The following is a 25634-nucleotide window of genomic DNA, read 5'->3' as shown; positions in this document are numbered from 1 at the left end:
TAACAGATCCTCCTTCTTTAGCGAGCTTCAGCTTTAATTACTTCAACTAGTTCGTCAAATTTAGCTGCACGACGGGTATAAAGAATACACAGTGTCCACGTCATAATAAATTGAGCAAAAGCAAATACCCATGCCCATGTCATTGATAAAAAAGCAGGTTGATTTAATACGTTAGAATAAGCTGTTAAAATAGGTAGTGTAAAATAAAAAGCTAGGAAAAATAGTGATAATGGTAAAATGAAATTTCGTTTTGTTTTTAAGAGCTGTTGGAAAGATGGAGATTGAACAATTTTCGTATAGTCTGGTGAGGTAGGTTGTTCTTCGGTTTTTTGTAACGAGCTTCCGTTCATCGCCAATGAAAATACCCCCTTTAAATTAAGTTTGGAACATATTGGATAGATGTTCCTGTACACCGTCATTATATTGTTTTCAGAAAAAAAAGTAAATTTAGATTATATGACAAAAACTAAGAAATATCGACATTTCCTCTAGAGGTAAAAAAGTAAAAGCTAGAGAAGAGATAACTATGAAAGAGAATTGGATATAATTGTAGCATAATATGAACAAGCTCAAAAAAGGCTATTTACATCATAAAAAAGTTATTTTACCTAATGATATTTTTTATTGAGATAATAAAAAGATAGGTTTATTTATTAAAGAAACATTTTTTACTAAGAAGGTATTTATATGATTCTGTTATACATTGTATAGATAATATAAAAATATGTTATATAACAGAAAATGAGATGATAGAAAAAGGTGACACGATGGCATTTGGATTAAAGCGTGAAGAGTTATATGCATGGAAGGAAGCTGTGAATCGAGGAGAAATTGCATTTTTAACTCACTATTGGATTGATGAACGATTTCCGGGTGCAACAACGGTAACAAAAGTAGGTTGCAGCGATATAGCAAAGCTCATTCAGTGGGGAAAGAAATATAATATTCCTTCTAGATATATTGATAATCGTTCAGGCTACCCTCATTTTGATTTACTGGGACAACGGCAGCGCGAAATACTAGCAGCAGAAAATAAGTTAGATCAGCTAGAGAGATTTGAAAACAACGGCTCGAAATGAGCCGTTATTTAAACTGATTGTTTTTGGGTTTTCTTTATGACAATGAGCATATAAACACTAATTGCGGCGTATGAAATTAGTGAACTTACTACTAACCCAGTAGACTCTGATATTGAAAGAAAATCTATAATAACTTCAGGTAAATAAAGCAAAATAGGAATTAAAATGCTCACCCATGTTTTGGACCAAACTGATACGGCTACTAAGAATGTGATTGCTGCTAGTGCACTTACCAAGCCACTCAGTGAGTACAAGCCACCAGAAACAACAAAAAGTTTTATTTCTGCCTTTCTCTCTAGAAATACAAGCGCAATAAACCCACCAATCGATAAGACACTGTAAGGGATAAACAGAGTGAGCAAAGCTAATCCTGACAATTGTCTAGCTGCCACAACACGAAAGAGACTTAGCAAAATAAGCACCATAACCATGATGAAAATAGGCATGCCAATAAGCGTGTAGGCAGAATATGCAATATCACCATGAATGGCATCGCCAAGCAAGCTGTAAGCAAATACGCCTAAAATAATCATTGGCAAGTACTTCAACCATCCCATTAAGTCAGGCTTCATTTCACTTGATAAGCTTTCCATGTATGCTTTTGGGGATTGACCGATAATGTGGTGAACACTTTTCCCGTCTTGTTCTGCATCTGATAAATGATGAGATAACTCAAGAATAATATCTTCTGTTTCCCTTTCGTTTTTTCCGCTTGAAAACAAATAAAGGCGTAAATTTTGTAAAAAATCCGTGCTTTCTTTTGATAACGTCATATTCATTCCCCTTTCTATTTTTTGTTGTTCATTAACTGATTAACGCTGTGTGATAACAAATTCCAACGTTCTTGAAAGTCCTTTAGCTCTTGTTGTCCTTTCGGTGTTAACGTATAATACTTTCGTTTTGGACCATTAGGCGAAGCTTTCATAATGCTTGTGATAAGCTGTTCTTTTTGCATACGGAGAAGGAGTGGGTAAATGCTGCCTTCACTTACCATATGAAAACCGTGGGCTTCCAATTTTTCAATCATTTCATATCCATATGTTTCCCCTTTTGAAATGACTGCTAATAAACAGCCTTCTAAAATTCCTTTTAACATCTGAGTTGAAGACACAAACCGTTCCTCCTTAACTACCTTGTAATATAAGATAGTGGGTTAAAAAATGTTACTATTTTGTATTACAAGATACATAATACTAATTTCTGTAAAAATATTCAAGCGCTTTCTTGTTTAATTAGTAAAAATCGTGGAATACCAATTGTAGAAGGGTTTGATATTCTCTTTTATAGGGAATTTTAGTGAAGTGAGTTTCTTTATTTGATAAAAAATTATACCGTAATTATAATAAAATTATTATTCGGCTAAAGGAGGAGCTTAAAATGTCTGAAGTGGGTACATTAAAAAAAGGATTAGATATCTTCTCTTTATTAATAAAAGAGCCGAATATGACAATTTCTGAAATGATGAATGTGCTTCAATATAATAAAAGCACAATGTATCGCTTAGTGAGTACGCTTGAACAAAATGAGTTCATTGAAAGAACAGCCGATCACCGCTATCGCGTTTCTGCTGTGCTATTATCTCAGCTATCTGGTGGGAACAGCTACGATTTAAACTGGTTTTCTGTTCCACCAATGGAGAAGCTGAATCAACAAACAAACGAAACTATTTATGCGGGAGTTATTTCTGATAACAAAATGGTGACAACTCAAGTTGTGAGCGGCGAATACTATAGCACGCGTACACATTCAGAAGTAGGGAATAAAAAAGCAATTCATGCAAACGGCATTGGAAAGTGTATTCTTGCCTATCAGTCAGAAGAAGTGCAAAATCAAATCATTGAACAACTGGCGTTTGAAATTTTTACTTCTCATACTCTTACATCTCGTACAGCTTTGGAAGCGGAGCTGCATAAAATTCGTGAGCAAGGCTATGCGGTTGATAATGAAGAGGGGGAAATTGGATTAAGGTGTATTGCAGCACCTGTAAGAAAAAATGGGCAAGTCGTTGCTGCTGTAGCACTTTCAGGACCTTCGGGTCGGGTTTCTCAAGATAAAGATGAACATCATGCTAAGCTTGTCAAAAAATGTGCCGATGCAATTTCTCACACAATGACTCACAAGTTGTGATTCAAATATACAGTTATAGAGGGGATGAATTCTAATGAACAATTTACAATCAACAACAAAGTTAGCAAATGGCGTTGAAATGCCATGGTTTGGTCTAGGTGTATTTAAAGTAGAAGATGGACAGCAGGTAGTTGACTCAGTGAAATGGGCAATTAACGCAGGTTACAAAAGTATTGATACAGCCAAAATTTATGAAAATGAAGAAGGCGTAGGACAAGCAATTAAAGAAGCAGGTGTACCACGTGAAGATCTTTTCATTACAACAAAAGTATGGAATGCAGACCAAGGCTATGAGTCAACGTTAGAAGCGTTTGAAACAAGCTTAAATAAACTAGGTCTTGATTACTTGGATTTATATTTAATTCACTGGCCGGTAGAAGGAAAATACAAAGACACTTGGAGAGCGCTGGAAAAGCTATATAAAGATGGCAAAGTAAAAGCAATTGGTGTATCGAATTTCCAAATTCATCACTTAGAAGATTTAATGAAAGACGCTGAAGTAAAACCAATGGTTAACCAAGTAGAGCTTCATCCATTATTAACTCAAGTAGAGCTTCGAGACTTCTGTAAAAAGAATGACATTCAAATTGAAGCATGGTCTCCATTAGCTCAAGGTGAATTATTAGATAACGCGGTACTGAAAGAGATTGCAGATAAGCATGGTAAATCAACAGCACAAGTTATTTTACGCTGGGATTTACAAAGTGAAATTGTAACAATTCCAAAGTCTGTTAAAGAGCACCGCATCGTTGAAAATGCATCAATCTTTGACTTTGAACTTTCTCAAGACGATATGGCTAAAATCGATGCACTAAATAAAAACCACCGCGTTGGTCCAGACCCAGATAACTTTGACTTTTAATAAAGAACGACTCATAAAGAGCGTCGCTTGTTCCAAAGCGACGCTCTTTTATTGTTCATGTTGTCTTATTGTATACAAAGCATATAACAGATACTTTCGATATAGTTAACGAGTTTCTTCTATTATATAGTTACTATATAATTAAGCTTTACTAAGCTTCTTTTGAATCGGAATGTACAAATCAATTTGTTTATCTGTTTTTCCAAAGCATCTTTCATCATACAGCTCAAACTCCATTGAACCGTAATGTTCGTATCCTGATTGTGGAAACCACTCTGTGAAAACATAGTTCCATGTAGATTGAATGGAGAACGTAAAGTCGTCTTCACTGGACTTAGGCGTCGTGAAAACGGCATAGTCTATTTTAGGAAAGCTACGATATGTTAAGCCTTCAGGTGCAGCAGTATCTTCTTGCACTTCCATTCCAATTATATACGTAAATTCACCCGTAGAAGGGGTAAAGTCTGTGCAGATTCCTAGCTCTTTGTTTTTATATAATGGCTTGGGTATCTTAGTACTAAGCTGATTTTTGAGATAATGAGTCCAAAACGCAGGAATATCTTTGTTGTTTTGACCGTCGACGTTTTTTGTTCGTAATTCATATCCTATAATGTGAAAAGCATCTTTTGTGATTAACATAGGTTTCACTTTGTTTCCTCCTGTTACTGGTTTTTGTAGGTAGGCTTTTCCACGCAGGGGTCCACACAGCGTATTGGCACTGCGATATTCTTTTGGCGATAGTCCATATACCTTTTTAAAAGATCGATTAAAAGATTCGGTGTATTGAAAGCCAAGGTCAAATGCAATATCGATTACTTTATCATTTGTGTAAAATAATCGTTGAGCTGCAGCCGTTAACTTTCGCTTTCGCACGTATTCCATGACGGATTCACCAACTAGCGTTTGAAAGACTCGGTGGTAATGAAATGGAGAAAAACACGCTACTTCAGCTAACTGCTCTAAAGTAATTGATTCATGCAAATGATCTTCAATATAATCAATGGTGTTTAAGACACACTGTTCATACGTCAATTTGTTTCACCTACCTTATTGTTACTATACCAATAAACATCATGTGATTCTTAACATTACTTGCTCAATATTTACAGGTATTTAAACGAGTTTCTTCTATTATATATGTACGTTTTTTTTGAAAAAGAAAATAGGTGAAAATATTTGTGTTGTCATCAAAGCAATTTCATGATATATTATTAATGTAAACGGTTACATATAAAGGGGGGGGCATTCGTATGGTAACAATTCGAGACGTAGCGAAGCATGCTGGTGTATCTGTTGCGACGGTTTCTCGCGTGCTTAATAGCACAGGCTATGTACGCGAAGATACGAGAGAAAAAGTCATGCAAACAATTACATTACTAAACTATAGTCCAAATGAAGTAGCACGATCTCTATATAAGCGTGAGTCACGCTTGATTGGATTGTTGCTTCCAGATATTACGAACCCATTCTTTCCACAGCTTGCGCGCGGTATTGAAGATGAAGTGCATAGCCAAGGATTTCGTCTTTTATTTGGAAATAGTGATGAAAATCTAAAAAAAGAAGCGGCTTATTTACATACGTTTACTCAAAATCACGTTGTTGGTATGATTACAGCCAGAACGATATCTGATGATGAAACGTATGAAGGTTTAGGCTTTCCGGTTGTCTTTTTAGACCGTACATCGCCTCAATATCCATCAGTATATGCGGATGGAAGAGAAGGTGGGAAAATTGCTGCACAAGAAATTATAAAAAGAGGAAGCAAACAAATTACTCTTTTAAAAGGTCCTCCAAACGTAAAGCCAGCTCAAGAGCGTTTTCAAGGTGCACTTGAAACGTTAAGCGCAGCAAACGTCGATTTTCAAGTGATGAATACGACTTCATTTTCGTTTCATGAAGCGAAGAAATGGGCAAAAGAACTGTTTGAAAAGCATGCCAATACAGATGGAGTAATTGCCAGCAATGATATTGTAGCAGCAGCTATTTTACATGAAGCTTTGCGGCTAGGAAAGATAATTCCAGATGAGTTACAAATTATTGGATTTGATGATATTCCTCAAAGTGAACTGTTATTTCCAGCACTTTCAACAATTAGGCAGCCCGCTTATGAAATGGGAAAAGAAGCAGCAAAATTGTTATTAAAATATATCAAAAAAGAAATTGTTCAGGATAAACATATTGAATTACCGGTTACGTTTATTGAAAGAAATACAACAAGAAAGGTTGATTAAGATGGTGAAAATTTCGGTTATTGGTAGCTCATCAATGGATTTAGTAGTTACTTCAAGTAAACGTCCAGGCGCTGGAGAAACAGTGCTTGGAGAATCGTTTAAAACGGTTCCGGGAGGAAAAGGTGCAAACCAAGCGGTAGCAGCAGCAAGGCTTGGAGCAGAGGTATACATGATTGGCCGAGTAGGTGATGATCATTATGGAAAAGCCATTTTAAATAATTTTAAAGAGAATGGCGTTAACATAGATTATGTGAAACCGGTTACATATATGGAAAGTGGAACTGCCCATATTATTCTAGCTGAAGGTGATAACAGTATTGTTGTTGTAAAAGGAGCGAACGACCTTATTACGCCAGAATATGTAGACCAGGCAAAAGAAATTGTTAAAGCATCCGACATTGTACTTATCCAGCAAGAGATTCCAGAAGAGACAGTTGAATACGTAGCTTCGCTTTGTAAAGAAGTTAATGTGCCTCTTTTATTAAATCCAGCCCCAGCAAGAGAATTAAAAGAAGAGGTTATTGAACAAGTGACGTACTTAACGCCAAATGAGCATGAAACAACGGTTTTATTCAAAGACAAACCGAAGGAAGAAGTGCTCCATAAATATGCGAACAAGCTGTTTATTACGGAAGGTAAAGCGGGCGTTCGTTATTTTAACGAAAAGGAAGAAGTGCTTGTTCCTTCATATAAAGTAGAAGCCGTAGATACAACAGGTGCAGGAGATACATTTAATGCTGCTTTTGCTGTAGCGCTAGCGGAAAAGAAAAGTCTGAATGATAGCATTCGTTTTGCAAACAGAGCAGCTTCATTATCTGTCACAAAATTTGGAGCTCAAGGCGGTATGCCAACTAGAGAACAAGTTGAAGGGAACTTATAGAGATGAAACGTCACGGAATCTTAAATAGTCATATTTCAAAAGTGCTAACAGATCTTGGCCATACGGATATAATTGTCATTGCTGATGCAGGTTTACCAATCCCAGACGGGGTACCCCGTATTGATTTGTCTTTAAAGCTAGGTGTTCCTAGTTTTAAAGACGTCGTAGATACAGTAAGAGATGACATGGTTATTGAAAAAGTAATTCTTGCACATGAGATTAAGGAAAATAACAAAGAAACAATGAACTATATGAACGAAGCCTTTCACGACACAGAAAAGCAGTTTGTTTCACACGAAATACTGAAAGCGTTAACAAAGGAAGCGAAAGTCGTTATCCGAACAGGAGAAGTAACGCCCTATGCAAACTGTATTTTACAAGCAGGAGTTATCTTTTAAAAGGGGTGAATAGTATGCACATTAAAATGTCCAATGTTTATAAAGCATTTGGTACAAACCAAGTACTTTCAGGTGTTGATTTTGAACTGCTACCTGGAGAAGTTCATGCATTAATGGGAGAGAACGGTGCAGGAAAATCAACGTTAATGAATATCTTAACCGGACTTCATAAGCGAGATGAAGGCAGAATTGAAATTGATGGCCAAGAGCGTTATTTCTCAAATCCAAAAGAAGCAGAACAAGCAGGAGTTACCTTTATTCATCAAGAATTGAACGTTTGGCCTCATATGACGGTTCTTGAAAATTTATTTATTGGAAAAGAACTTTACTCACCGTTTGGAATTTTGAAAACAAAAGAAATGAAAGCGCAGGCCAAAAAGCAATTTAATCGCTTAGCTGTCAACATTCCACTAGAGCAAGAAGCAAGCTTATGCTCTGTGGGTGAACAGCAAATGATTGAAATTGCCAAAGCATTAATGACGAATGCGAAAGTAATTATCATGGATGAACCAACAGCAGCGTTAACGGATCGTGAAATTGAAAAGCTATTTGAAGTAATAAATGGATTAAGAGCCCAAGGTGTATCCATTGTTTACATTTCACATCGAATGGAAGAGATTTTTACCATCTGTGATCGTATTACTGTTATGCGCGATGGAAAAACAGTAGACACAACACCGATCCCCGAAACAAACTTTGATGACGTTGTGCGTAAAATGGTAGGGCGCTCACTGACCGATCGATTCCCAAGCAGGCAAACTAAAATTGGAGAAACGGTATTGGAGCTAAAAAACTTAACAAGAAAACATGCCTTTCATGATATTTCGTTTTCTGTAAAATCAGGAGAAGTTGTTGGAGTAGCTGGTCTTATGGGAGCTGGACGCACTGAAATTATGCGTGCTATTTTTGGTCTTGATCCTATTGATTCAGGAGAAGTTTTGGTAAACAACCAGCCTGTCAAAATTAAAACACCAGACGAAGCAGTAAAGCATGGAATCGGTTTTATTACAGAAGATCGAAAAGACGAAGGGCTTGTATTGGATTTTTCAATTCGAGAAAACATTGCGCTTCCAAACCTAAAAAGTTTTTCAACAAAAGGAATGATTGCTGAAAAAAGTGAGCGAGAGTTTGTCGAGTTGCTTATTAAGCGTTTAACGATTAAAACGCAGTCAGCCGACATTAGTGCGGGTAGCTTATCAGGAGGAAACCAACAAAAGGTAGTTATAGCGAAATGGATTGGTATCGGACCGAAGATATTAATTTTAGATGAACCAACTCGCGGAGTAGATGTTGGAGCCAAGCGTGAAATTTATCAGCTTATGAACGAGTTAACAGAACGTGGAGTGGCAATTATCATGGTCTCTTCAGAACTTCCAGAAGTATTAGGTATGAGTGATCGCGTTTTAGTAATTCATGAAGGAAAGCTAGCGGGAGAATTATTAAAAGAAGAAGCAACGCAAGAAAAAATTATGACATATGCAACAGGAGGTCAGTAATATGAATACGCCTAACGATTTACAGTCAAGCAAAGGAAATTATATGTCTAACATGATGCAAAAGCTAGGACCACTACTTGGACTCTTTATTTTAGTAGTCATTGTATCGGTATTAAATCCTAGTTTTTTGGAACCGCTTAATATTTTAAACTTGCTTCGCCAAGTAGCGATTAATGCATTGATTGCATTTGGAATGACATTTGTTATTTTAACAGGAGGAATTGATTTATCAGTCGGTTCAATTTTAGCTCTATCCAGTGCGTTAATGGCTGGGATGATAGTCTCAGGAATTGATCCAATCTTAGCGATTTTAATTGGGTGTTTATTAGGAGCTGCAATGGGCGCAGTAAACGGCTTGTTAATTACAAAAGGGAAAATGGCACCTTTTATTGCAACACTTGCTACAATGACTATTTTTAGAGGCTTAACGCTCGTTTACACAGACGGTAATCCCATCACTGGACTTGGAGACAATTATTATTTCCAACTATTCGGTCGTGGTTATTTCTTAGGCATTCCAGTACCAGCTATCACGATGATGCTTGCATTTATTGTATTATGGGTTATTTTACACAAAACACCGTTTGGACGTCGCACGTATGCAATTGGCGGTAATGAAAAAGCTGCGTTTATTTCGGGAATTAAAGTACCGCGCGTTAAAATTATGATTTATTCATTAGCTGGATTATTAGCTGCATTAGCCGGAGCAATCTTAACATCACGTCTAAATTCTGCTCAGCCAACTGCTGGTACTTCTTATGAATTAGATGCCATCGCAGCAGTTGTTTTAGGTGGTACAAGCTTAACAGGTGGTAAAGGACGAATTGTTGGAACGTTGATTGGTGCACTTATCATTGGAACATTAAATAACGGCTTAAATTTACTCGGCGTTTCTTCGTTCTATCAGATGGTTGTGAAAGGGATTGTTATCTTAATTGCGGTACTAATTGACCGTAAAAAAGCAGCGTAGGAGGGATCAACGTGAAAAAAGTATTATTACTTATTATGTCTTTGTCCGTTTTGTTACTAGGGGCATGTTCCTTAGAACCACCAACTTGGGCAAAGCCTTCTCAAAGTGGAGATATCAAAGATATGAAAATTGGATTATCGGTTTCTACTTTAAATAACCCATTTTTTGTGTCATTAAAGAATGGTGTCGTAAAAGAAGCAAAAAAACAAGGTATTGAAGTAATTGTAGTTGATGCACAAAACGACTCTGCCAAACAAATCAATGACGTAGAAGATTTATTGCAGCAAGGAGTTAACGCGCTGCTTATTAACCCTACGGATTCTTCTGCTATCTCCACAGCAGTTCAGTCAGCAAATGGTATCGGAGTACCGGTTGTGACGCTTGACCGTTCATCTGAAAAAGGAAAAGTAGAAGCGTTGGTAGCATCTGATAACGTAAAAGGTGGCCAAATGGCTGCAGAGTATGTGGTGAAAACATTAGGAAAAAATGCAAAAGTTGCAGAATTAGAAGGAGTACCTGGAGCTTCAGCAACGCGTGAGCGAGGAAGCGGATTTCATAATATCGCAGATGAGCAATTAGACGTTGTAGCTAAACAATCTGCTGATTTTGATCGTACAAAAGGGTTAACCGTGATGGAAAATGTCCTGCAAGGAAACCCTGATATTCAAGCGGTATTTGCCCATAATGATGAAATGGCGCTAGGAGCTATTGAAGCAATTACTAGTTCAGGAAAAGACATTGCAGTCATAGGTTTTGATGGCAACGAGGACGCTCTTAAAGCTGTTGAGTCAGGTGCATTAACTGCGACTGTTGCTCAGCAACCAGAACTTATTGGAGAACTTGCTGTAAAAGCAGCAAAAGATGTGTTACAAGGTAAAAAAGTTGAAGAAAAAATCTCTGCACCATTAAAACTTGTTACAAAGGAATAATAAAAACATAAAGCCTCTTGTCTAGTTTACTAGGCAAGAGGCTTTACTATTGTGAGAAAGTAAGAGACATGTGATGTTTTTACTATAACACCCAAGAAAAAAGTAAATAAAACCCTATAAAAGTAAGTAAATGTAAAATAATTACGTGAATTAGTTCACAAACACCCCATTTTTCGTTGTAACAATGTAATATTTCTGTAACATAACGACTTTTTGACAAAATTCTTCATTGTATATTGGACATTTTTTTACAGTCATTTAAAAGATGAGAAGTTAAAAAAACCTTTATACAGCAGGGGTTCACGTAAATGTATGAATAAAAAGTTATACTTATATACAGAAAATGGGAAACTTTTAACGGTATTGTAACATAACTCGCCTCTTTTTTATGGTATAACTATGTCTATGAGGAAAGGGGACTATTACTTTATGAAAATTTTAAAGCGTATGACTCTTGTAGCAGTCACGGGAATGTTCTTCACGGCAGGCATAACAGAGACTCACGCCCAATCGAATGAAGAAGCGCTCCAAAGTACTGAACAACAGCTTAAAGAAAGCGAAAAGACTGTTCAACAAAAAGAAAAAGAGAAACAGTCAATCGATACGGACGTAAAAGCATTACAAAGCGAATTAGATTCTTTACATAAAGTTATTTCTGATAATGAGAAAGAATTAGCTTCAACTGAAAAGAAAATTAAAGAAGCGAAAAGCATGATCGAGAAAAAGAAAGAAGAGATTGTAGAGCTTCAAGAAAAAGTTCTTAGTCGTAAAGACATTATTGAAGAGCGTTTAGTTGCATTGCAACATGATGATAAATCGAATGCTATGCTTGAAATGGTAATGAACGCTGAAAGCTTTGGTGACTTAGTTGCGCGCATGGGTGCAGCAACAACGCTTCTATCAGCAGACAATGATATTTTAAAGCAGCATCAACAAGACTTAGATCAGATTGAAAAAGATAAAAAAGAAATTGATAAGCAAGAAAAAGTACTAGAAAATGAAGAAGCTAATTTAAAAGCAAAAAAAGCTGAATTAGAATCAAATATCTCAAAACAAACAGCTGCTCTAACAAAAATGCAAGAGAAGTACAGCGCAGTTGTAAATGATATTGAATCAGCTTCATCTGAAAAAGCAAGCCTGCAGTCACAGTTAGCAACAATTCAAGATAAAATTTCTGCAGAGCAACAAGCGGCAAAAGAGCAAGCTGAAAAAGTAGCTAAAGAGAAAGAAGAAGCAGTTAAAGCTGAAAAAGAAGAAACTCAACGTCAAGCAGAGCTTGCAACAGCTAAAGCTGAAGTAAAGCAAGAAAAGAAGGTTGAAAGCACAAAACCAGTTGCTAAAACAGAATCAAAACCAGCTGCAAAGCCAGCATCTAAGCCTGCTTCTGAGTCTAAACCAGAAAAAGTAAGTGGCAAAGAGATGTATGTTCAATCAACAGCATATACGGCAAGCTGCGCAGGCTGTAGTGGTAAAACAGCAACAGGCATTGATTTAAAAGCTAACCCTCACTTAAAAGTAATTGCAGTTGATCCATCAGTCATTCCTTTAGGTTCTAAAGTGTATGTAGAAGGATACGGAGTCGCGGTTGCTGGTGATACAGGTGGCGCAATTAAAGGTTATAAAATTGACGTATTCGTACCAAGCCAATCTGCAGCGATGTCATGGGGACGCCGCACAGTAAAAATAACGGTACTTAACTAACAAAAAGCATGGGACTCTTCCCATGCTTTTTTATTACCCGATTTTACAAGCACCAAACTGTTATATATAAGTTACTAGAGGCAAGAAATGTTTTTATCAAAAGTTTCTCCTGTGAAAAAGCCCTGCAGTTTACGAGGAGGCTGCTGAAAGGAAGCAAGCTATAATGGAAATTACGCCAAGTAAAGAGGGGGGTTAAAATTATAAGAAACAAGTAATGTGGTCATTAAAAGCATGCCAAGTAGAGAGAATCGTTAGTGCCTTTAAATAAATTATTGCTGCTAAAAGGTCACCTTAGCAAAAAAGTCTCTTTGCAATAGCAAAAAAAACTGTTTTCCTTTTTCACCAGCTAGCAAACTACATTTTTGTAGCGTGAAATACAATTGTTTACAACTTTATAAAGGAAAGAGTGCTAAATACCTAAATTCCAACAAGTGATTGAATTTTCAAATTACTTATACGGAGGGGTTTTAGTTAACAAATGGTTAACTTATTCTAAACTCTTCTCTTTACTAGCAAACGTTATCCTTCTTTTAGCAAAGCCTTCCTTACTGTATAAATTTAAACAAAAGGCAAAAATGTATCATTTTTGCCTTTTATTTTTACCATTGAGTAAATGGTCAATCCTTCATATAATTTAACTAAGTTAATTGTATCCGCTTACATAAAGCTTGCAAAAAGGCAAAAAAGAATTATGTAACGTTTACATCAAACTCAAATTTTGTAAGAAAAAGAAAATGAGTTTATTCAGAGGGGGATTATGATGAAGCGTTGGTTTGGTCTTATCAGCTTTACACTTATTTTCACGCTGATCTTAGCGGGATGTGGAGGAAAATCAGCAGACGAAGCAAGTGGAAGCGGTAGTAATGGAAAAGAAGTAGTTGCTTGGGCATGGAACATTAACGTTCCTGTTTTAGAAAAGGCAGCTGAAGAATACCAAAAAGAAAATCCAGACTTTAAATTAAAAGTTGTAGATATGGGGCGTGAAGACGTTTACTCAAAACTAACAACAGGTTTACAAGCAGGAGGTAAAGGTCTTCCAGATATCGTATTAGTGGAAGATGATCGCTTCCAAGGATACGTTAATTCATTTCCAAAAGCATTCTTAAACCTATCGGAAAAAGGCTTTGATGAGCACGGTGATAAATTCCCTGAATTTAAAAAGCAGCTGCTTTCCAAAGATGGTGACATGTATGGCTTCCCATTTGACGCTGGTCCAACAGGTGTCTTCTATCGAACAGACTTCTTTGAGCAAGCTGGCGTAGATCCAGCTACAATCGAAACGTGGGATGATTACATTGCTGCTGGTAAAAAAATTAAAGAAAAAGTCGGCGTTGATTTACTAGGTCTTGATTTAAACAATGATGACGGATTATTCCGTATTGCATTAACACAACAAGGTACCTTCTATTTTGATGATAAAGGTGAACTTAATTTAACATCTAAAGAGTCTCAACAAGCAATGGAACTTAACAAAAAGTTAAAAGATGCTGGTGTTGTTCGTAACACAGTTGGTTGGGATGCTTCAATCAGTGCATTAGCTGAAGGCAAAGTAGCATCTTCTCCATCAGGCGCATGGTTATACGGTTCAATCGAGCAACAAGCACCTGATTTAAAAGGAAAATGGGGCGTGTTTTTACTTCCATCATTTGAAAAAGGTGGAAATCGTGCTTCAAACCTAGGTGGCAGTAACTATGTCGTAACAGCAAACAGTAAAAAAGCTGATGAAGCTTACAAATTTATGGAATACTTCTCGACAACAGATTCAGTTCAAGAAGCAGCAATGGAAGGTGGATTATTCCCTTCATTAAATACTGTATATGATTCAGAGTTATTCACACAGCCTGATGAGTACTTCAGCAACCAAACGATTTGGAAAACGTTCGCAGATGAAATGCAGGATATTAAACCAGTTAACTTTACTGGGAACTATTCGCTTGCGAATGATGAAGCTGTAAAAGCTGTATCAGAAGTAACGAATGGCAAAGACATTAAAAAGACATTAGAAGCAGCTGAAAAGCGTTTGGAAAATCGCATTAAGTAAGCATTTACTAAAAAAATAGAACGTTAAGCAAGCATTGAATTGGCCAGATCCCCTGCTTTTTTGAAGCGGGGGATTCAACTCAAAGTCTCATGCTTGCGGTGTAAAACGGAGGTCATCATGAAAACAAATAAATCATTGCCATATGTCTTTATTGCACCTGCCTTGATCTTGTTTGCATTATTTACGATTTATCCAATCTTTTCTTCATTTCTGTTAAGCTTTCAAACAATGGATGCAGGTGAATATACCTTTACAGGTCTTTCAAACTACACGCGCCTACTTGGAGATGATATTTTCTGGACAGCGCTTGGTAATACGGGAATCATTTTAATTGTTCAAGTTCCAGTAATGATTCTACTTGCATTAATATTAGCAAATGCGTTAAACAGCCAGCTCCTGAAGCTAAGAGGACTTTTCCGCGTATCCTTCTTCTTACCAGCGGTGACGTCTTTAGTTGCATATTCAATCTTATTCTCCATCATTCTTCAAGATGAAGGAATCATGAACACGTTACTTGGGTTTATCGGTATAGATCCAATACAATGGCTAGGAGATCCTTTCTGGGCGAAAGTTTCAATTATCGTGGCCATGACTTGGCGCTGGACAGGCTACAATATGGTTATTTTCTTAGCTGCATTACAAAGCTTGTCTCACGAAGTTTATGAAGCTGCCGATTTAGACGGAGCTAATCGCTTTCAAAAGTTTTTCCATGTGACGGTTCCACAGCTTAAACCAGTTATCTTATTTGCAACCATTTTATCAACGATTGGAACGCTACAATTATTCGATGAGCCTTTTAACTTAACTAAAGGTGGTCCAGCCGACTCAACGATGACGCTTGGTTTATACATTTATCAAAATGGCTTCGAATATTTTGATTTTGGTTATGCATCAGCAGTTGCATATGTTGTTGTATTACTAGTGGGTGTATTAACATTCTTCCAATTTAAATTTACGGGTGATAAATAATGAGTGTAGTAGAGAGAGTACAGACGACAACTGTTAATACAAAGTTAAATGCGAATAAAAAAAGAAAAAGTGGATTGCTGAGAAAAATTGGTTTGTACCTTTTATTAGGTATTTTTACCGTCATTTCTATATTTCCATTTTATTGGATGTTTATCGGTGCTACAAACGAATCGGGTAAGATGTTTACCAACCCGCCAACGTTAATACCTGGCGATCAGTTTATGACGAACTTTCAAAATTTAAATGCCTCTATTGACTTAGGACGCGTGTTCTTTAATTCAATGTTTGTATCCATTGTATATGTCATTGTAGCGCTAATGGTTTGTTCGACAGCGGCTTATGCATTATCTAAGTTTGAATTCAAAGGAAGAAACCTTATTTTTACAACGTTTTTACTATCAATGATGATTCCATATCAAGCAACATTAATACCGCTGTTTCAAATGATGTCTAATTTCAACTTATTGGATACGTATTTCGCGTTAATCGCACCGCAGCTTTGCTATCCATTTGCTATCTTCTTACTAAGACAAAACTTTTTAGCTTTTCCAACGGAGTTAATTGAGGCTGCGCGACTCGATGGAGCTGGAGAGTTTAGGATTTTCTTAACGATTGTGCTGCCTTCTATGAAACCAGCAATGGCAGCAGCTGCAATCTTCCTGTTTATGACGCAATGGAACAATTTCATGTGGCCTCTTGTTGCGACCACATCAAATGAAATGGCAACATTACCTGTTGCGTTATCTAGCTTAATTGGCTTATCGTTTATTGACTATGGACAAGTGATGATGGGCGTTACAATTGCAACAATTCCAATCATTATTTTCTTCCTTGCACTTCAGCGTCATTTTATCTCAGGGATGTTAGGAAGTGCTGTAAAATAAGAAAAAGCTCCGATTATCGGAGCTTTTTTGTTGGAAATGATTACGTTTTCAATGTATGCTAGAAACAAATCAAAAACAAAGGGGAGAAAAAATATGACAAGGATTCCAGTAGCAGTACAGCTTTATACGCTACGAGATGAGTTAGAAAAAGACTTTAAGGGTACGATTAAAAAAGTGGCGGAGTTAGGCTACGAAGGCGTAGAGTTTGCAGGTTATGGGGGATATTCAGCACAAGAGGTAAGAGAGCTTTTAGAGCAAGTAGGCTTACAAGTTGCAGCTAGTCATATCTCGTTAGAACAGCTTGAAGAGAACCTGGAAGGTGTTATTGCGTTTGAAAAAGAGCTTGGTAATACAGCGATTGTATGTCCGTATTTACTGCCAGAGCGACAAACAGAAGATGGCTATAAACAACTAATCAGCGTATTAAATCACGCGGAGGGTCGCTGTTCAAAAGAGGGTATTAAGCTTTATTACCACCATCATGACTTTGAATTAAAGAAACTACCAAATGGTAAGTCAGCTCTTGAAACAATTTTAGATGAAACAAATGTAGGCGTAGAGTTTGATGTATACTGGCTTACAAAAGCAGGAGAAAATCCTGTTGAATGGATGAAGAAATATCAAGATCGCGCTCGTTTAATTCATTTAAAAGACATGACGACAGATGACAAGCAGCTATTTGCACCTCTTGGAACTGGAGGAGTGGACATAACTGCCATTTTTAATCAAGCTGAAAGTATGGATGTTAAATGGTGGATTATTGAGCAAGATCAATGTGAAGGTTCAGCGTTAGAAAGTGTTAAACAAAGCTTAAACTATTATTTACAGCATGCATAAAAAACACATCTGCACATTCGTTTCGTTAACGAACTGTTGCAGATGTGTTTTTGGTTTTAAGGGGTCCATTCAATTTCACCGCATTGGTTATCATAGTCAATTTCAACGTGGAAGTCGTGTTTTTCATAAAAATGAACTAGTCGATTAACATGATCCCAATCGCGCTTTGCGATATCGCCTTTAATAGTGTGTATATTTTGATCAAGAGCTACTTCTTTTAAATAGTTCATGCAGATAGAACCATACCCTTTGTTAACTGGCCCTTTAATGTCACCAATATGAATGGTGTGGTCGTCTTCATATACCCCATGAATGGCAAAATCCCAAACGCCTTTATACGCTTTATGACAATTGTTAATCATAATTTTGCATTCATTTCCGTCATTTTGTGCCGATACAATAACTAGTTCATTTTCTTCAGGTTGATCAACACCAATGACCTCATATTTTTTAGCAATTTCTTTTAAGTTATCTTGCATGCGATATAACTGAAATTCTAATTCATCTAATGTTTCTTGTAATTCTTCCGCATCTTTGGGTTCTGATGGAGTAAATGCACTCAACACTGATATAATCTCCTTTCATCTAATTTACATTTTAGGAAAAATAATAATTGTGGAAAAAGCGTAGTGGTTATAGATTAAATAATTAGTCATAAGAATAAAAACTGAGGTGCTCTTTTTATCATTTATAACTAGGATATATTGTTCATATCATAAAATAAACAACGTTAACTACCCTAACAAATGAAGTAGTGATTGTCAATCATAAGCCCATATTTTAATAGATTGAAGAGGTTGTTTGCAATTGTAAAATGAGGTATATTTTTCTAGAGTAATAGTTTGGAAATTGGTAGGTCTTTATAACTGATAAAAAGTAAACCATTATATGTTAATATTAAGGTTTTTTATATAGCATAATGAAAAAACAAAAAAGGTGTTGTCTAAAATGGAAAAATATCAGGTAGCTTTGCTAATGAATATACGCAAGCAGTTGCAGGAATGGTTTGAAAAAAGTCAACCCGTACAGTACCAAGATGTAAAACGTTTCTTGCATTCGTTGGCTGGTACGTCTCAAACAATTGGTCTTGAATATTTAGGAAAAGTATCAGCAGAGCTTTTGGATGGAATATCTGAAAATCCACATTCAACTTGGGATACAAAAGAACTACAGAGCCTGCTAATTGATATTATAAAAATTTGTTATAAAGATGAGATTGTAGAAGTTGAGCAAATTATGGCCAACGATAAGCCACCTCAAACATCAGCTAGTATTTTATTAATTGATGATGATTTATCCATTTTAATTTACTTGAAAGAGCAATTTGAACAGCAAGGCTGGCACGTCTTTGTAGCGTCAAATAGAGAAAAAGCGATTACTGCTTTTTATGAATTAAAACCCGATTGCCTTATTTTAGATGTATACATGCAGGAAGAAGATGGATTTGAACTACTTTCTTATTTTAACGAGCAGGCGAGGCAACGTTTCATTCCGACAATTATGATTAGTGCAGATAACAGTAGAGAAACAAGGATTAAAGCATTTCAAATGGGAGCAGATGATTTCTTAGCGAAGCCTCTTGATATGGAAGAGTGTCTAGTAAAGATTGAGCGTCACTTAGAACGCCGTAAGCTGTTTACTGAGTATTTATTGGTAGATGAATTAACAGGTGCTTATAACCGCAAGTATTTAACCGAAGTGTATAAGCAGCAACAAACAAATTACATTCGTAATAAAGAAGCTTATTGCATCGCTATGATTGACTTAGACCATTTTAAAAAAGTAAACGATACATATGGTCATTTAATGGGAGATGAAGTCCTACAGAGATTTGTGAAGCATGTAAAGTCAAATATTCGAACAACAGACCAGCTGTTTCGCTATGGGGGTGAAGAATTTGTATTACACCTTCCAAGGACGAATGCTGAAGAAGCACAAACAACATTGAATCGTATTTTAAGTAGCTTTGGAAAAGAATCTTTCCATATTAATAATCAGACTTTCTTTGTCACATTTTCAGCTGGGATAGTTGAAGTGAGTAGTGAAAGTACTCTGGAAAACATATTAAATCAAGCTGACCGCGCACTTTATACAGCAAAGGAAAAAGGGCGTAACCAAGTAGTAGTATCGTGTCATCACCAACAAATGAAGCTGAAGAAATTTAATTTAGCCATTATTGATGATGATCCAATCATTCGTACTATGTTAACCGAATTACTCGGGCGAATTGATCTTGGAAATCGCTACGAGGTGCAAATTCATACGTATAAAGACGGTTTAGAGTTTATGAATTCAACTATTATAAATGAAGATACTCATTGCTTTGTTATCTTAGACGGAATGATGCCAAAAATGGATGGATTAGAAGTACTCCAGCGATTGAGAAAAGAAAAACGCCATGATCAATTTACAGTGGTGATGTTGACATCAAGGAATAGTGAAAATGATATTCAAAGAGCCTTGCAGCTAGGAGCAGATGATTATATGACAAAGCCGTTTAAGTTAATGGAATTAGAAGCAAGAATGCAGCTGTTAATGAAGAGAGTGAAATAATATGGAAATCATCAAGATTCAGTGGGTGTTTTATTTGTTTTTGATTTTGTTTATATTGTTGATTGTTTTCTTTGTATATTTACTTATGAAAAAAGCACGTGTAAATCGTAAAAGAGAGCAAGTAGAGAATTATAAAGAAAGTATTCAAGAGTCATTTATGCAGTATATGTACTTACAGGATGAAGGTTTAAGGATAAGTCCAAAAAATAGTGTGCAGATTATAGCTGTCGAAGAACTACTACTAGGACTTGTAAAAGTAGTGAATGGCGAAGAGTTGCTGGAATTTATTCGACGCTATGCAAAAAAAGAATTTGGGAATGTATATCGCAATCAGCTGAAACATCGAAGGTGGAGCGTGCGAATGAATGCTTTATATGCAATTGAAGAGCTACACATGGTATCACTCCTGGATGATGTTCTAAAGGTATTGGATAAAAAGAGAGTTACGATAGCGGAGGAAAGTCAAATATTAAGAATGCTAGTGCTTTTTCAACATCCAAAGTATGAACAATATCTATTGAGTAATCGTTATAAACGCTCAGAATTTACGTACCGATCTTTGTTAGGAATGATGAGTGCTGAACAATTTGAACGGTTCGTTGTTCGATTTAAAGAACACAAGGAAGCTGTACAGCTTGCAATAATAGATGTGATTGGGATTAATAGGAAAATTGAGCAACTTTCGCTTTTAGAAAGCCAGCTTTATTCTACATCAGATGAAGCTCGTATTAGAGCTTTAAAAGCACTACATCAACTTTCCTACGTTTCAGAGACATCGCGTTTGGTGAAGCATGTAAAATCAGATTTATGGGAAGAGAGAATGATGGCAGCAAAGTTATTAAGTAAAGTACAGGAAGAAGATGCACTGCTGTTGCTAGAGAAGCTATTAAATGACCGTAGCTTTCTTGTTCGGTCTAATGCAGCTCAAGCTATTACTCAGGCTCCAAATGGATATGAGCGGCTACGTGTGATTTCAGCGGAAACACAAGATCTCTTTGCACGTGACATGGCGAATGAATGGCTAGAAAAAGGCGGTGAACGAAGTGTTTAATACCATATGGCATTATGTTTTATATTTCCTTGGTACAGCTGTATTGATCTATATGGCAGTTGTACTCCTTTTTTATTTTGTTATGTTTTTAATTTCAGCTGTGCAATTAAGAAGACAGTACCAGCTGAATGATAAACAGCCTTATGAAGACTTACTGAAGGTTAGCTACACAACACCACTATCTATTTTAGTTCCTGCGTATAACGAGGAAAAAGGAATCATCGGCAGCGTTCGTTCTCTTCTTAGTATCGAGTATCCAGAATACGAGATAATTGTCGTTAATGACGGTTCATCAGACGGTACGATGAAGCAATTAATTGAAGAGTTTCAGCTGAAAAAAGTGAATCGAGTTATACGACAGCAGTTACAAACAAAGCAAATAAAAGCACTTTATCAATCAGAGATCTACGAATATTTATATGTAATTGACAAAGAAAATGGAGGGAAATCGGACGCTTTAAATGCGGGGATTAACATCTCACATTATCCTTATTTTTGTTCAATTGATGGAGATTCGGTACTAGAACGCGATGCATTTTTAAAAGTAATGAAACCAATTATTGATTCAAATGGCGACGTAATTGTTTCTGGAGGGAGCGTTCGGATTGCCAACGGTTGTCGAATTGAAAATGGAGCCGTTGTATCTGTAGGTTTAGCAAGAGAGCCACTTGTTGTAATGCAGGTCATCGAATATTTACGGGCATTTTTAATGGGGAGAATTGGATTGAGTCGACATAACTTATTGCTAATTGTTTCAGGAGCATTCGGCGTATTTTCAAAACGCTGGGTCATTGAAGCTGGTGGATATTCAAAAACAGTTGGTGAAGATATGGAGCTTATCGTTCGCCTTCATCGCCTCTTAAAAGATAAGAAAGAAAAAAAGCAGATTGTGTATATCGCCGATCCTGTTTGTTGGACGGAAGCACCAGATGAAATAAAATATTTAAGTCGTCAGCGTAACCGTTGGCATCGGGGCTTGTTTGATAGTCTTTGGAAACATAAGAAAATGATGTTTAACCCAAAGTACGGAAGTATTGGAATGGTATCGATGCCCTATTTCTTTTTTATTGAGTTAATTGGCCCAGTTGTGGAATTAGCAGGTTACTTATTTATTTTAGTTTCTCTTATTGTAGGCGGAGTATATCTAGAATTTGCTTATTTACTGTTTATGATTATGGTTATTTATGGTTCGCTCTATTCAATGGCAGCAGTATTGCTAGAAGAGTGGAGTCTCAAAAAATTTCCAAAAGTACGAGATATTGCTGTTTTATTTTTCTTCTCGCTTACAGAATCATTTTGGTATCGACCGTTAACAGTAATTTGGCGCTGTCACGGGCTCATTGATGTTTTACGTAAGAAAACAGGCTGGGGTGACATGCAAAGAAAGGGTGTGTCGCAATGAGAAAATGGCTTTGGACAGCAGGGATTACGGTTATTATATTGCTAGCTGTATCTCCATTTATTGTATGGGCTTTAAAAGGAAAAACGGACTTTAGTGTATTAATTATTGATAAAACAGTACCAAATTCAGAGTATCGGGAGCATCAAGGGCTTGTGTGGATGTTAAAACAGTCTAAGTTAGTTAAAGGCGGGAAAGCCTATGACCCCAAGAAAGACTATGTAGGATTTGTTCCAGAGGATAACGGTAAGTATACAATTCGCTCGTTACCAAAGAACAATGACTATGACATGATTTATTTAGCAGATGGATACGGAGTATATGAAGAGGATTTGAAGGACGGTGTGCAAGAAGGCAATCGCTCTAAGCTGTTGTATGGGGGAGTAACATCAGAAGATATTGCCTTTATCCGCACGTCTTTATATGATCACCATTCAACTCTTGTTGGAGAATTTAATACGTTTGCAAGTCCAACTCCCAAAGAGGTACGAGCAGAGCTTTACGATCTCTATAATGTCACTTGGACAGGATGGATTGGTCGTTATTTTGAAGATTTTAGCAGTAGTGAAGTTCCAAATTGGGCTAAAGTAGCGTATCGAGAGCAGTTTGGAGAAGGATGGGCTCTCAAAGGTAAAGGGTTATTATTTGTAAATGAACAAAATGAACTAATTGTAATTACCGAAAAAGAATTAAAAGATAATCCAGTTTGGTTTCAGTACACCAAGAGCGGTCAGAAGGAACTTGGGCTGAATGATGAAGCAGCATATCAGTATTGGTTTGATGTTATCCAAGCACAAGATGAAAGGGAGATTCAAGCAACCTATACGTTGAACTTAAAAGGCTCAGCTAAGCAAAAACTTTTAGAGCACAATATTCCAACAACGATTCCAGCAGTAACGTATCATAAGACTAGTAAATATGATACGTATTACTTTGCAGGGGATTTCGCAGATGAAGGAGAAATACCTGCTTTCCATCAAGCATCTTTTTATCCAACTTGGAAAAAATGGATCACATCTTTGCGAAGAGATGATTCGACTGCTTTCTATTGGAATGTATATATTCCGCTAATGAAAGAGGTTGTCACTCAAAGTAAAGAGGCGAAAGACCAAAAGCTTCCGATTGAAGTCTATAGTGGCAAGGACTATCAATCTACTGGAAAAGCAGGAGACGATTATCTGCAGGTTTATAAAGACGGAAAGTGGCAAGACATTCTAGTAAAAGGTGTTAATATGGGGATTGCGAAACCTGGACATTTTCCTGGAGAGACGGCTATTACAAAGGCAGAGTACATGAGATGGTTTAAGCAAATAGGTAAAATGAATGCCAACGCTATTCGGGTATATACGATTCATCCTCCAGGTTTTTATGAAGCTCTAGCTGAATACAATCAGCAAGCAAAAGAGCCTCTTTACATTTTCCATGGTGTGTGGATTAATGAAGAAGTATTTTATGAGTCGCAAGACGCTTTTTCAAAAGAAAATACATCTGAGTTTGTAGATGAAATTAAGCGCGTAGTTGATTTAGTTCACGGTAACGCAACACTACCAAAGCGTGCAGGGCATGCAAGCGGGACGTATAAAGCAGATGTTTCGCCATATGTACTTGGATGGATGATTGGAGTGGAGTGGGACCCAGACGTTGCATTATCAACTAATGAGAAGCATCAAGGAATGAAGGATTTTAAAGGTAAGTATATTTATACACAAGGAGCACAGCCGTTTGAGGTATGGCTCGCTGAAATGATGGAACAAACCATTGATTATGAACAGGGAAATTACAAATGGCAAAGGCCTATGAGCTTTACAAACTGGGTGACGACGGATTTATTGACGCATCCATCTGAACCTTCAGTAGACGAAGATAAAGTAACAGTTAATCCAAATCTAATTCATGCAACGGATGAGTTTGAACCAGGGCTGTTTGCTTCGTATCATATTTATCCTTACTACCCGGATTTTTTAAACTATGAATCTCGCTATGTGAGTTATGTAGATCACCGTGGCCAAAAAAATAATTACGCTGGTTACTTGCAGCATATGAAAGAAGTTCACGACATGCCGCTCCTTGTTGCTGAGTTTGGTATTCCAGCTTCCCGAGGTTTAACACACCGCAATCGATACGGATGGAATCAAGGATTTCATTCAGAACAAGAACAAGGAGAAATGCTAACGCACTTGTTTGAAGACATCGTCGAAGAAAAAATGGCTGGAGGACTTGTTTTCACATGGCAAGATGAGTGGTTTAAGCGAACGTGGAATACAATGGACTATGACAATCCTGACCGCAGACCGTTTTGGAATAATATGCAAACTAATGAACAGCATTTTGGTTTACTAAGCTTTGAACCGGGACGAGAGCAAAAAGTAATTATTGACGGAAAAGAGGATGATTGGAAGAAAGCAACAACAGAAAGCAGTTCCTCTTCTTCATTAAAGAACTTCCAAGTAACGAGTGATGAAGGATATTTATACGTAAAAGGGAAGTCAGACAATCTTAAAGATGAAAGTTTATATGTGCTTTTCAACACAATTAAAGATCAAGGTCAGTCGAACATAAAGCAGCTACCAGGCTTAAAAACACAAGGCATTGATTTTGTCGCTGAACTTAATGGAAAAGAAAACAGTCATCTTTGGATTGATAGCTACTATGATACGTTTTATTTTTCTTATGCACATAAGCTGCAGATGATTCCAACTGTACCGTATGCGAATCAAAAAGATAACGGGGTGTTCCATCCAATTCGATTAACGCTTAATAAAGAGCTTAAAATTAAAAATGAAAGCGGACAGAAAGAAACTATTCCGTTTGAATCATACGAAGCTGGAAAGCTTAAGTTTGGTACCACAGATCCCAAAGACAAGGATTTCGATAGCTTAGCAGACTATTATTTGAATCAAAAAACAGGTGTCTTTGAGATTCGTATTCCATGGGCGTTATTAAACATGAAAGATCCGAGTTCTAAAGAAGCAATGGGAGACGTATGGAAAAAAGGTGAGCTATCAGAAAGTGTAACTTTGGATGGAATTGATCTGGCTGTTGTAGCAGTCAATCACAAAACAAAAGCAATAACGGATACAATTCCAGTTATGAAAGAGAACCGTTTGCCATCTGAAAGCTTTTATCACTATACATGGGAAACGTGGCAGGAGCCAACTTATCACGAGAGGTTAAAATCGTCTTATTATATTTTACAAGATACTTTTAAAAACCAGCATTGAGGAGGA

Annotated in this window: 23 protein-coding genes; 18 read left to right on the top strand and 5 right to left on the bottom strand. The window is 36.8% G+C overall.

The window, feature by feature from the left end; genetic code table 11:
• Positions 1-17 precede the first annotated feature (17 nt).
• Positions 18-350 carry a DUF485 domain-containing protein gene (locus V2145_RS14875; protein ID WP_094912434.1) on the bottom strand — a complete coding sequence of 111 codons (333 nt, stop codon included), beginning with the start codon at positions 348-350 and terminating at the stop codon, positions 18-20.
• Positions 351-767: 417 nt separating this feature from the next.
• Between V2145_RS14875 and V2145_RS14870 the strand changes: the two genes are divergently transcribed.
• The gene (locus V2145_RS14870) at positions 768-1079 is read left to right on the top strand and encodes a hypothetical protein (protein WP_131887272.1); all 312 of its coding nucleotides are present in this window, start codon (positions 768-770) and stop codon (positions 1077-1079) included.
• An 8-nt stretch (positions 1080-1087) separates the two neighbouring features.
• On the opposite strand, the gene V2145_RS14865 is transcribed toward V2145_RS14870, so the two are convergent.
• On the bottom strand, positions 1088-1852 hold the full coding sequence (locus V2145_RS14865; RefSeq protein ID WP_330987958.1) for a hypothetical protein: 765 nt from the start codon (positions 1850-1852) through the stop codon (positions 1088-1090).
• Between the two features lie 14 nt (positions 1853-1866).
• The gene (locus V2145_RS14860; RefSeq protein ID WP_330987957.1) at positions 1867-2190 is read right to left on the bottom strand and encodes a PadR family transcriptional regulator; all 324 of its coding nucleotides are present in this window, start codon (positions 2188-2190) and stop codon (positions 1867-1869) included.
• A 266-nt stretch (positions 2191-2456) separates the two neighbouring features.
• On the opposite strand from V2145_RS14860, the gene V2145_RS14855 reads away from it, so the two are divergent.
• Positions 2457-3206, top strand: a complete 750-nt coding sequence (locus tag V2145_RS14855; RefSeq protein ID WP_131887270.1) for an IclR family transcriptional regulator — start codon at positions 2457-2459, stop codon at positions 3204-3206.
• 34 nt (positions 3207-3240) lie between these two features.
• On the top strand, positions 3241-4068 hold the full coding sequence (locus V2145_RS14850; protein WP_131887269.1) for an aldo/keto reductase: 828 nt from the start codon (positions 3241-3243) through the stop codon (positions 4066-4068).
• A gap of 141 nt (positions 4069-4209) precedes the next feature.
• Here V2145_RS14850 and V2145_RS14845 read toward each other — a convergent pair whose 3' ends face one another.
• Positions 4210-5100 carry an AraC family transcriptional regulator gene (locus V2145_RS14845; protein ID WP_330987956.1) on the bottom strand — a complete coding sequence of 297 codons (891 nt, stop codon included), beginning with the start codon at positions 5098-5100 and terminating at the stop codon, positions 4210-4212.
• A 218-nt stretch (positions 5101-5318) separates the two neighbouring features.
• Between V2145_RS14845 and V2145_RS14840 the strand changes: the two genes are divergently transcribed.
• The 11 genes from V2145_RS14840 (at position 5319) to V2145_RS14790 (ending at position 17404) form a co-directional block, all read left to right on the top strand.
• The gene (locus V2145_RS14840; RefSeq protein WP_094912286.1) at positions 5319-6299 is read left to right on the top strand and encodes a LacI family DNA-binding transcriptional regulator; all 981 of its coding nucleotides are present in this window, start codon (positions 5319-5321) and stop codon (positions 6297-6299) included.
• A 1-nt stretch (position 6300) separates the two neighbouring features.
• The gene (gene rbsK / locus V2145_RS14835; protein WP_330987955.1) at positions 6301-7179 is read left to right on the top strand and encodes a ribokinase; all 879 of its coding nucleotides are present in this window, start codon (positions 6301-6303) and stop codon (positions 7177-7179) included.
• A gap of 2 nt (positions 7180-7181) precedes the next feature.
• A complete protein-coding gene (gene rbsD, locus V2145_RS14830; protein WP_330987954.1) occupies positions 7182-7577 on the top strand; it encodes a D-ribose pyranase in 396 nt (131 codons plus the stop codon).
• 14 nt (positions 7578-7591) lie between these two features.
• Positions 7592-9073, top strand: coding sequence for a sugar ABC transporter ATP-binding protein (locus V2145_RS14825; RefSeq protein ID WP_330987953.1), 1482 nt, complete (start codon positions 7592-7594; stop codon positions 9071-9073).
• A gap of 1 nt (position 9074) precedes the next feature.
• Positions 9075-10043: a ribose ABC transporter permease gene (rbsC, locus tag V2145_RS14820; RefSeq protein WP_094912290.1), complete on the top strand. Its 969-nt coding sequence runs from the start codon at positions 9075-9077 to the stop codon at positions 10041-10043.
• A gap of 35 nt (positions 10044-10078) precedes the next feature.
• The gene (gene rbsB, locus V2145_RS14815; RefSeq protein ID WP_413691473.1) at positions 10079-10972 is read left to right on the top strand and encodes a ribose ABC transporter substrate-binding protein RbsB; all 894 of its coding nucleotides are present in this window, start codon (positions 10079-10081) and stop codon (positions 10970-10972) included.
• A gap of 429 nt (positions 10973-11401) precedes the next feature.
• Positions 11402-12673, top strand: a complete 1272-nt coding sequence (locus tag V2145_RS14810; protein WP_094912293.1) for a 3D domain-containing protein — start codon at positions 11402-11404, stop codon at positions 12671-12673.
• Positions 12674-13433: 760 nt separating this feature from the next.
• Positions 13434-14714 (top strand): ABC transporter substrate-binding protein, encoded by a 1281-nt coding sequence (locus V2145_RS14805; protein ID WP_311859094.1) that lies wholly within the window; start codon positions 13434-13436, stop codon positions 14712-14714.
• 117 nt (positions 14715-14831) lie between these two features.
• The gene (locus V2145_RS14800) at positions 14832-15683 is read left to right on the top strand and encodes a carbohydrate ABC transporter permease (protein ID WP_094912295.1); all 852 of its coding nucleotides are present in this window, start codon (positions 14832-14834) and stop codon (positions 15681-15683) included.
• Between the two features lie 77 nt (positions 15684-15760).
• Positions 15761-16567: a carbohydrate ABC transporter permease gene (locus tag V2145_RS14795; protein ID WP_094912435.1), complete on the top strand. Its 807-nt coding sequence runs from the start codon at positions 15761-15763 to the stop codon at positions 16565-16567.
• Positions 16568-16660: 93 nt separating this feature from the next.
• A complete protein-coding gene (locus V2145_RS14790; RefSeq protein WP_330987952.1) occupies positions 16661-17404 on the top strand; it encodes a sugar phosphate isomerase/epimerase family protein in 744 nt (247 codons plus the stop codon).
• Between the two features lie 56 nt (positions 17405-17460).
• Here V2145_RS14790 and V2145_RS14785 read toward each other — a convergent pair whose 3' ends face one another.
• The gene (locus V2145_RS14785) at positions 17461-17967 is read right to left on the bottom strand and encodes a hypothetical protein (RefSeq protein ID WP_094912437.1); all 507 of its coding nucleotides are present in this window, start codon (positions 17965-17967) and stop codon (positions 17461-17463) included.
• 385 nt (positions 17968-18352) lie between these two features.
• On the opposite strand from V2145_RS14785, the gene V2145_RS14780 reads away from it, so the two are divergent.
• The 4 genes from V2145_RS14780 to V2145_RS14765 are packed head-to-tail and all read left to right on the top strand — an operon-like array spanning position 18353 to position 25628.
• The gene (locus V2145_RS14780; protein WP_094912298.1) at positions 18353-19957 is read left to right on the top strand and encodes a response regulator; all 1605 of its coding nucleotides are present in this window, start codon (positions 18353-18355) and stop codon (positions 19955-19957) included.
• Position 19958: 1 nt separating this feature from the next.
• Positions 19959-21008, top strand: a complete 1050-nt coding sequence (locus V2145_RS14775) for a HEAT repeat domain-containing protein (RefSeq protein WP_330987951.1) — start codon at positions 19959-19961, stop codon at positions 21006-21008.
• Positions 21001-22410 carry a glycosyltransferase family 2 protein gene (locus V2145_RS14770; RefSeq protein WP_094912301.1) on the top strand — a complete coding sequence of 470 codons (1410 nt, stop codon included), beginning with the start codon at positions 21001-21003 and terminating at the stop codon, positions 22408-22410. Before V2145_RS14775 ends, V2145_RS14770 begins: the two co-directional genes overlap by 8 nt.
• Complete coding sequence (locus V2145_RS14765) at positions 22407-25628, top strand: hypothetical protein (RefSeq protein WP_330987950.1); 3222 nt, start codon at positions 22407-22409, stop codon at positions 25626-25628. The genes V2145_RS14770 and V2145_RS14765 overlap by 4 nt, the downstream gene beginning before the upstream one ends.
• The last annotated feature ends 6 nt before the right edge of the window (positions 25629-25634 follow it).

This window comes from Priestia sp. GS2, from assembly GCF_036409025.1.
Taxonomy (GTDB): domain Bacteria; phylum Bacillota; class Bacilli; order Bacillales; family Bacillaceae_H; genus Priestia; species Priestia aryabhattai_A.
This window is presented reverse-complemented; position numbering and strand designations above follow the sequence as displayed.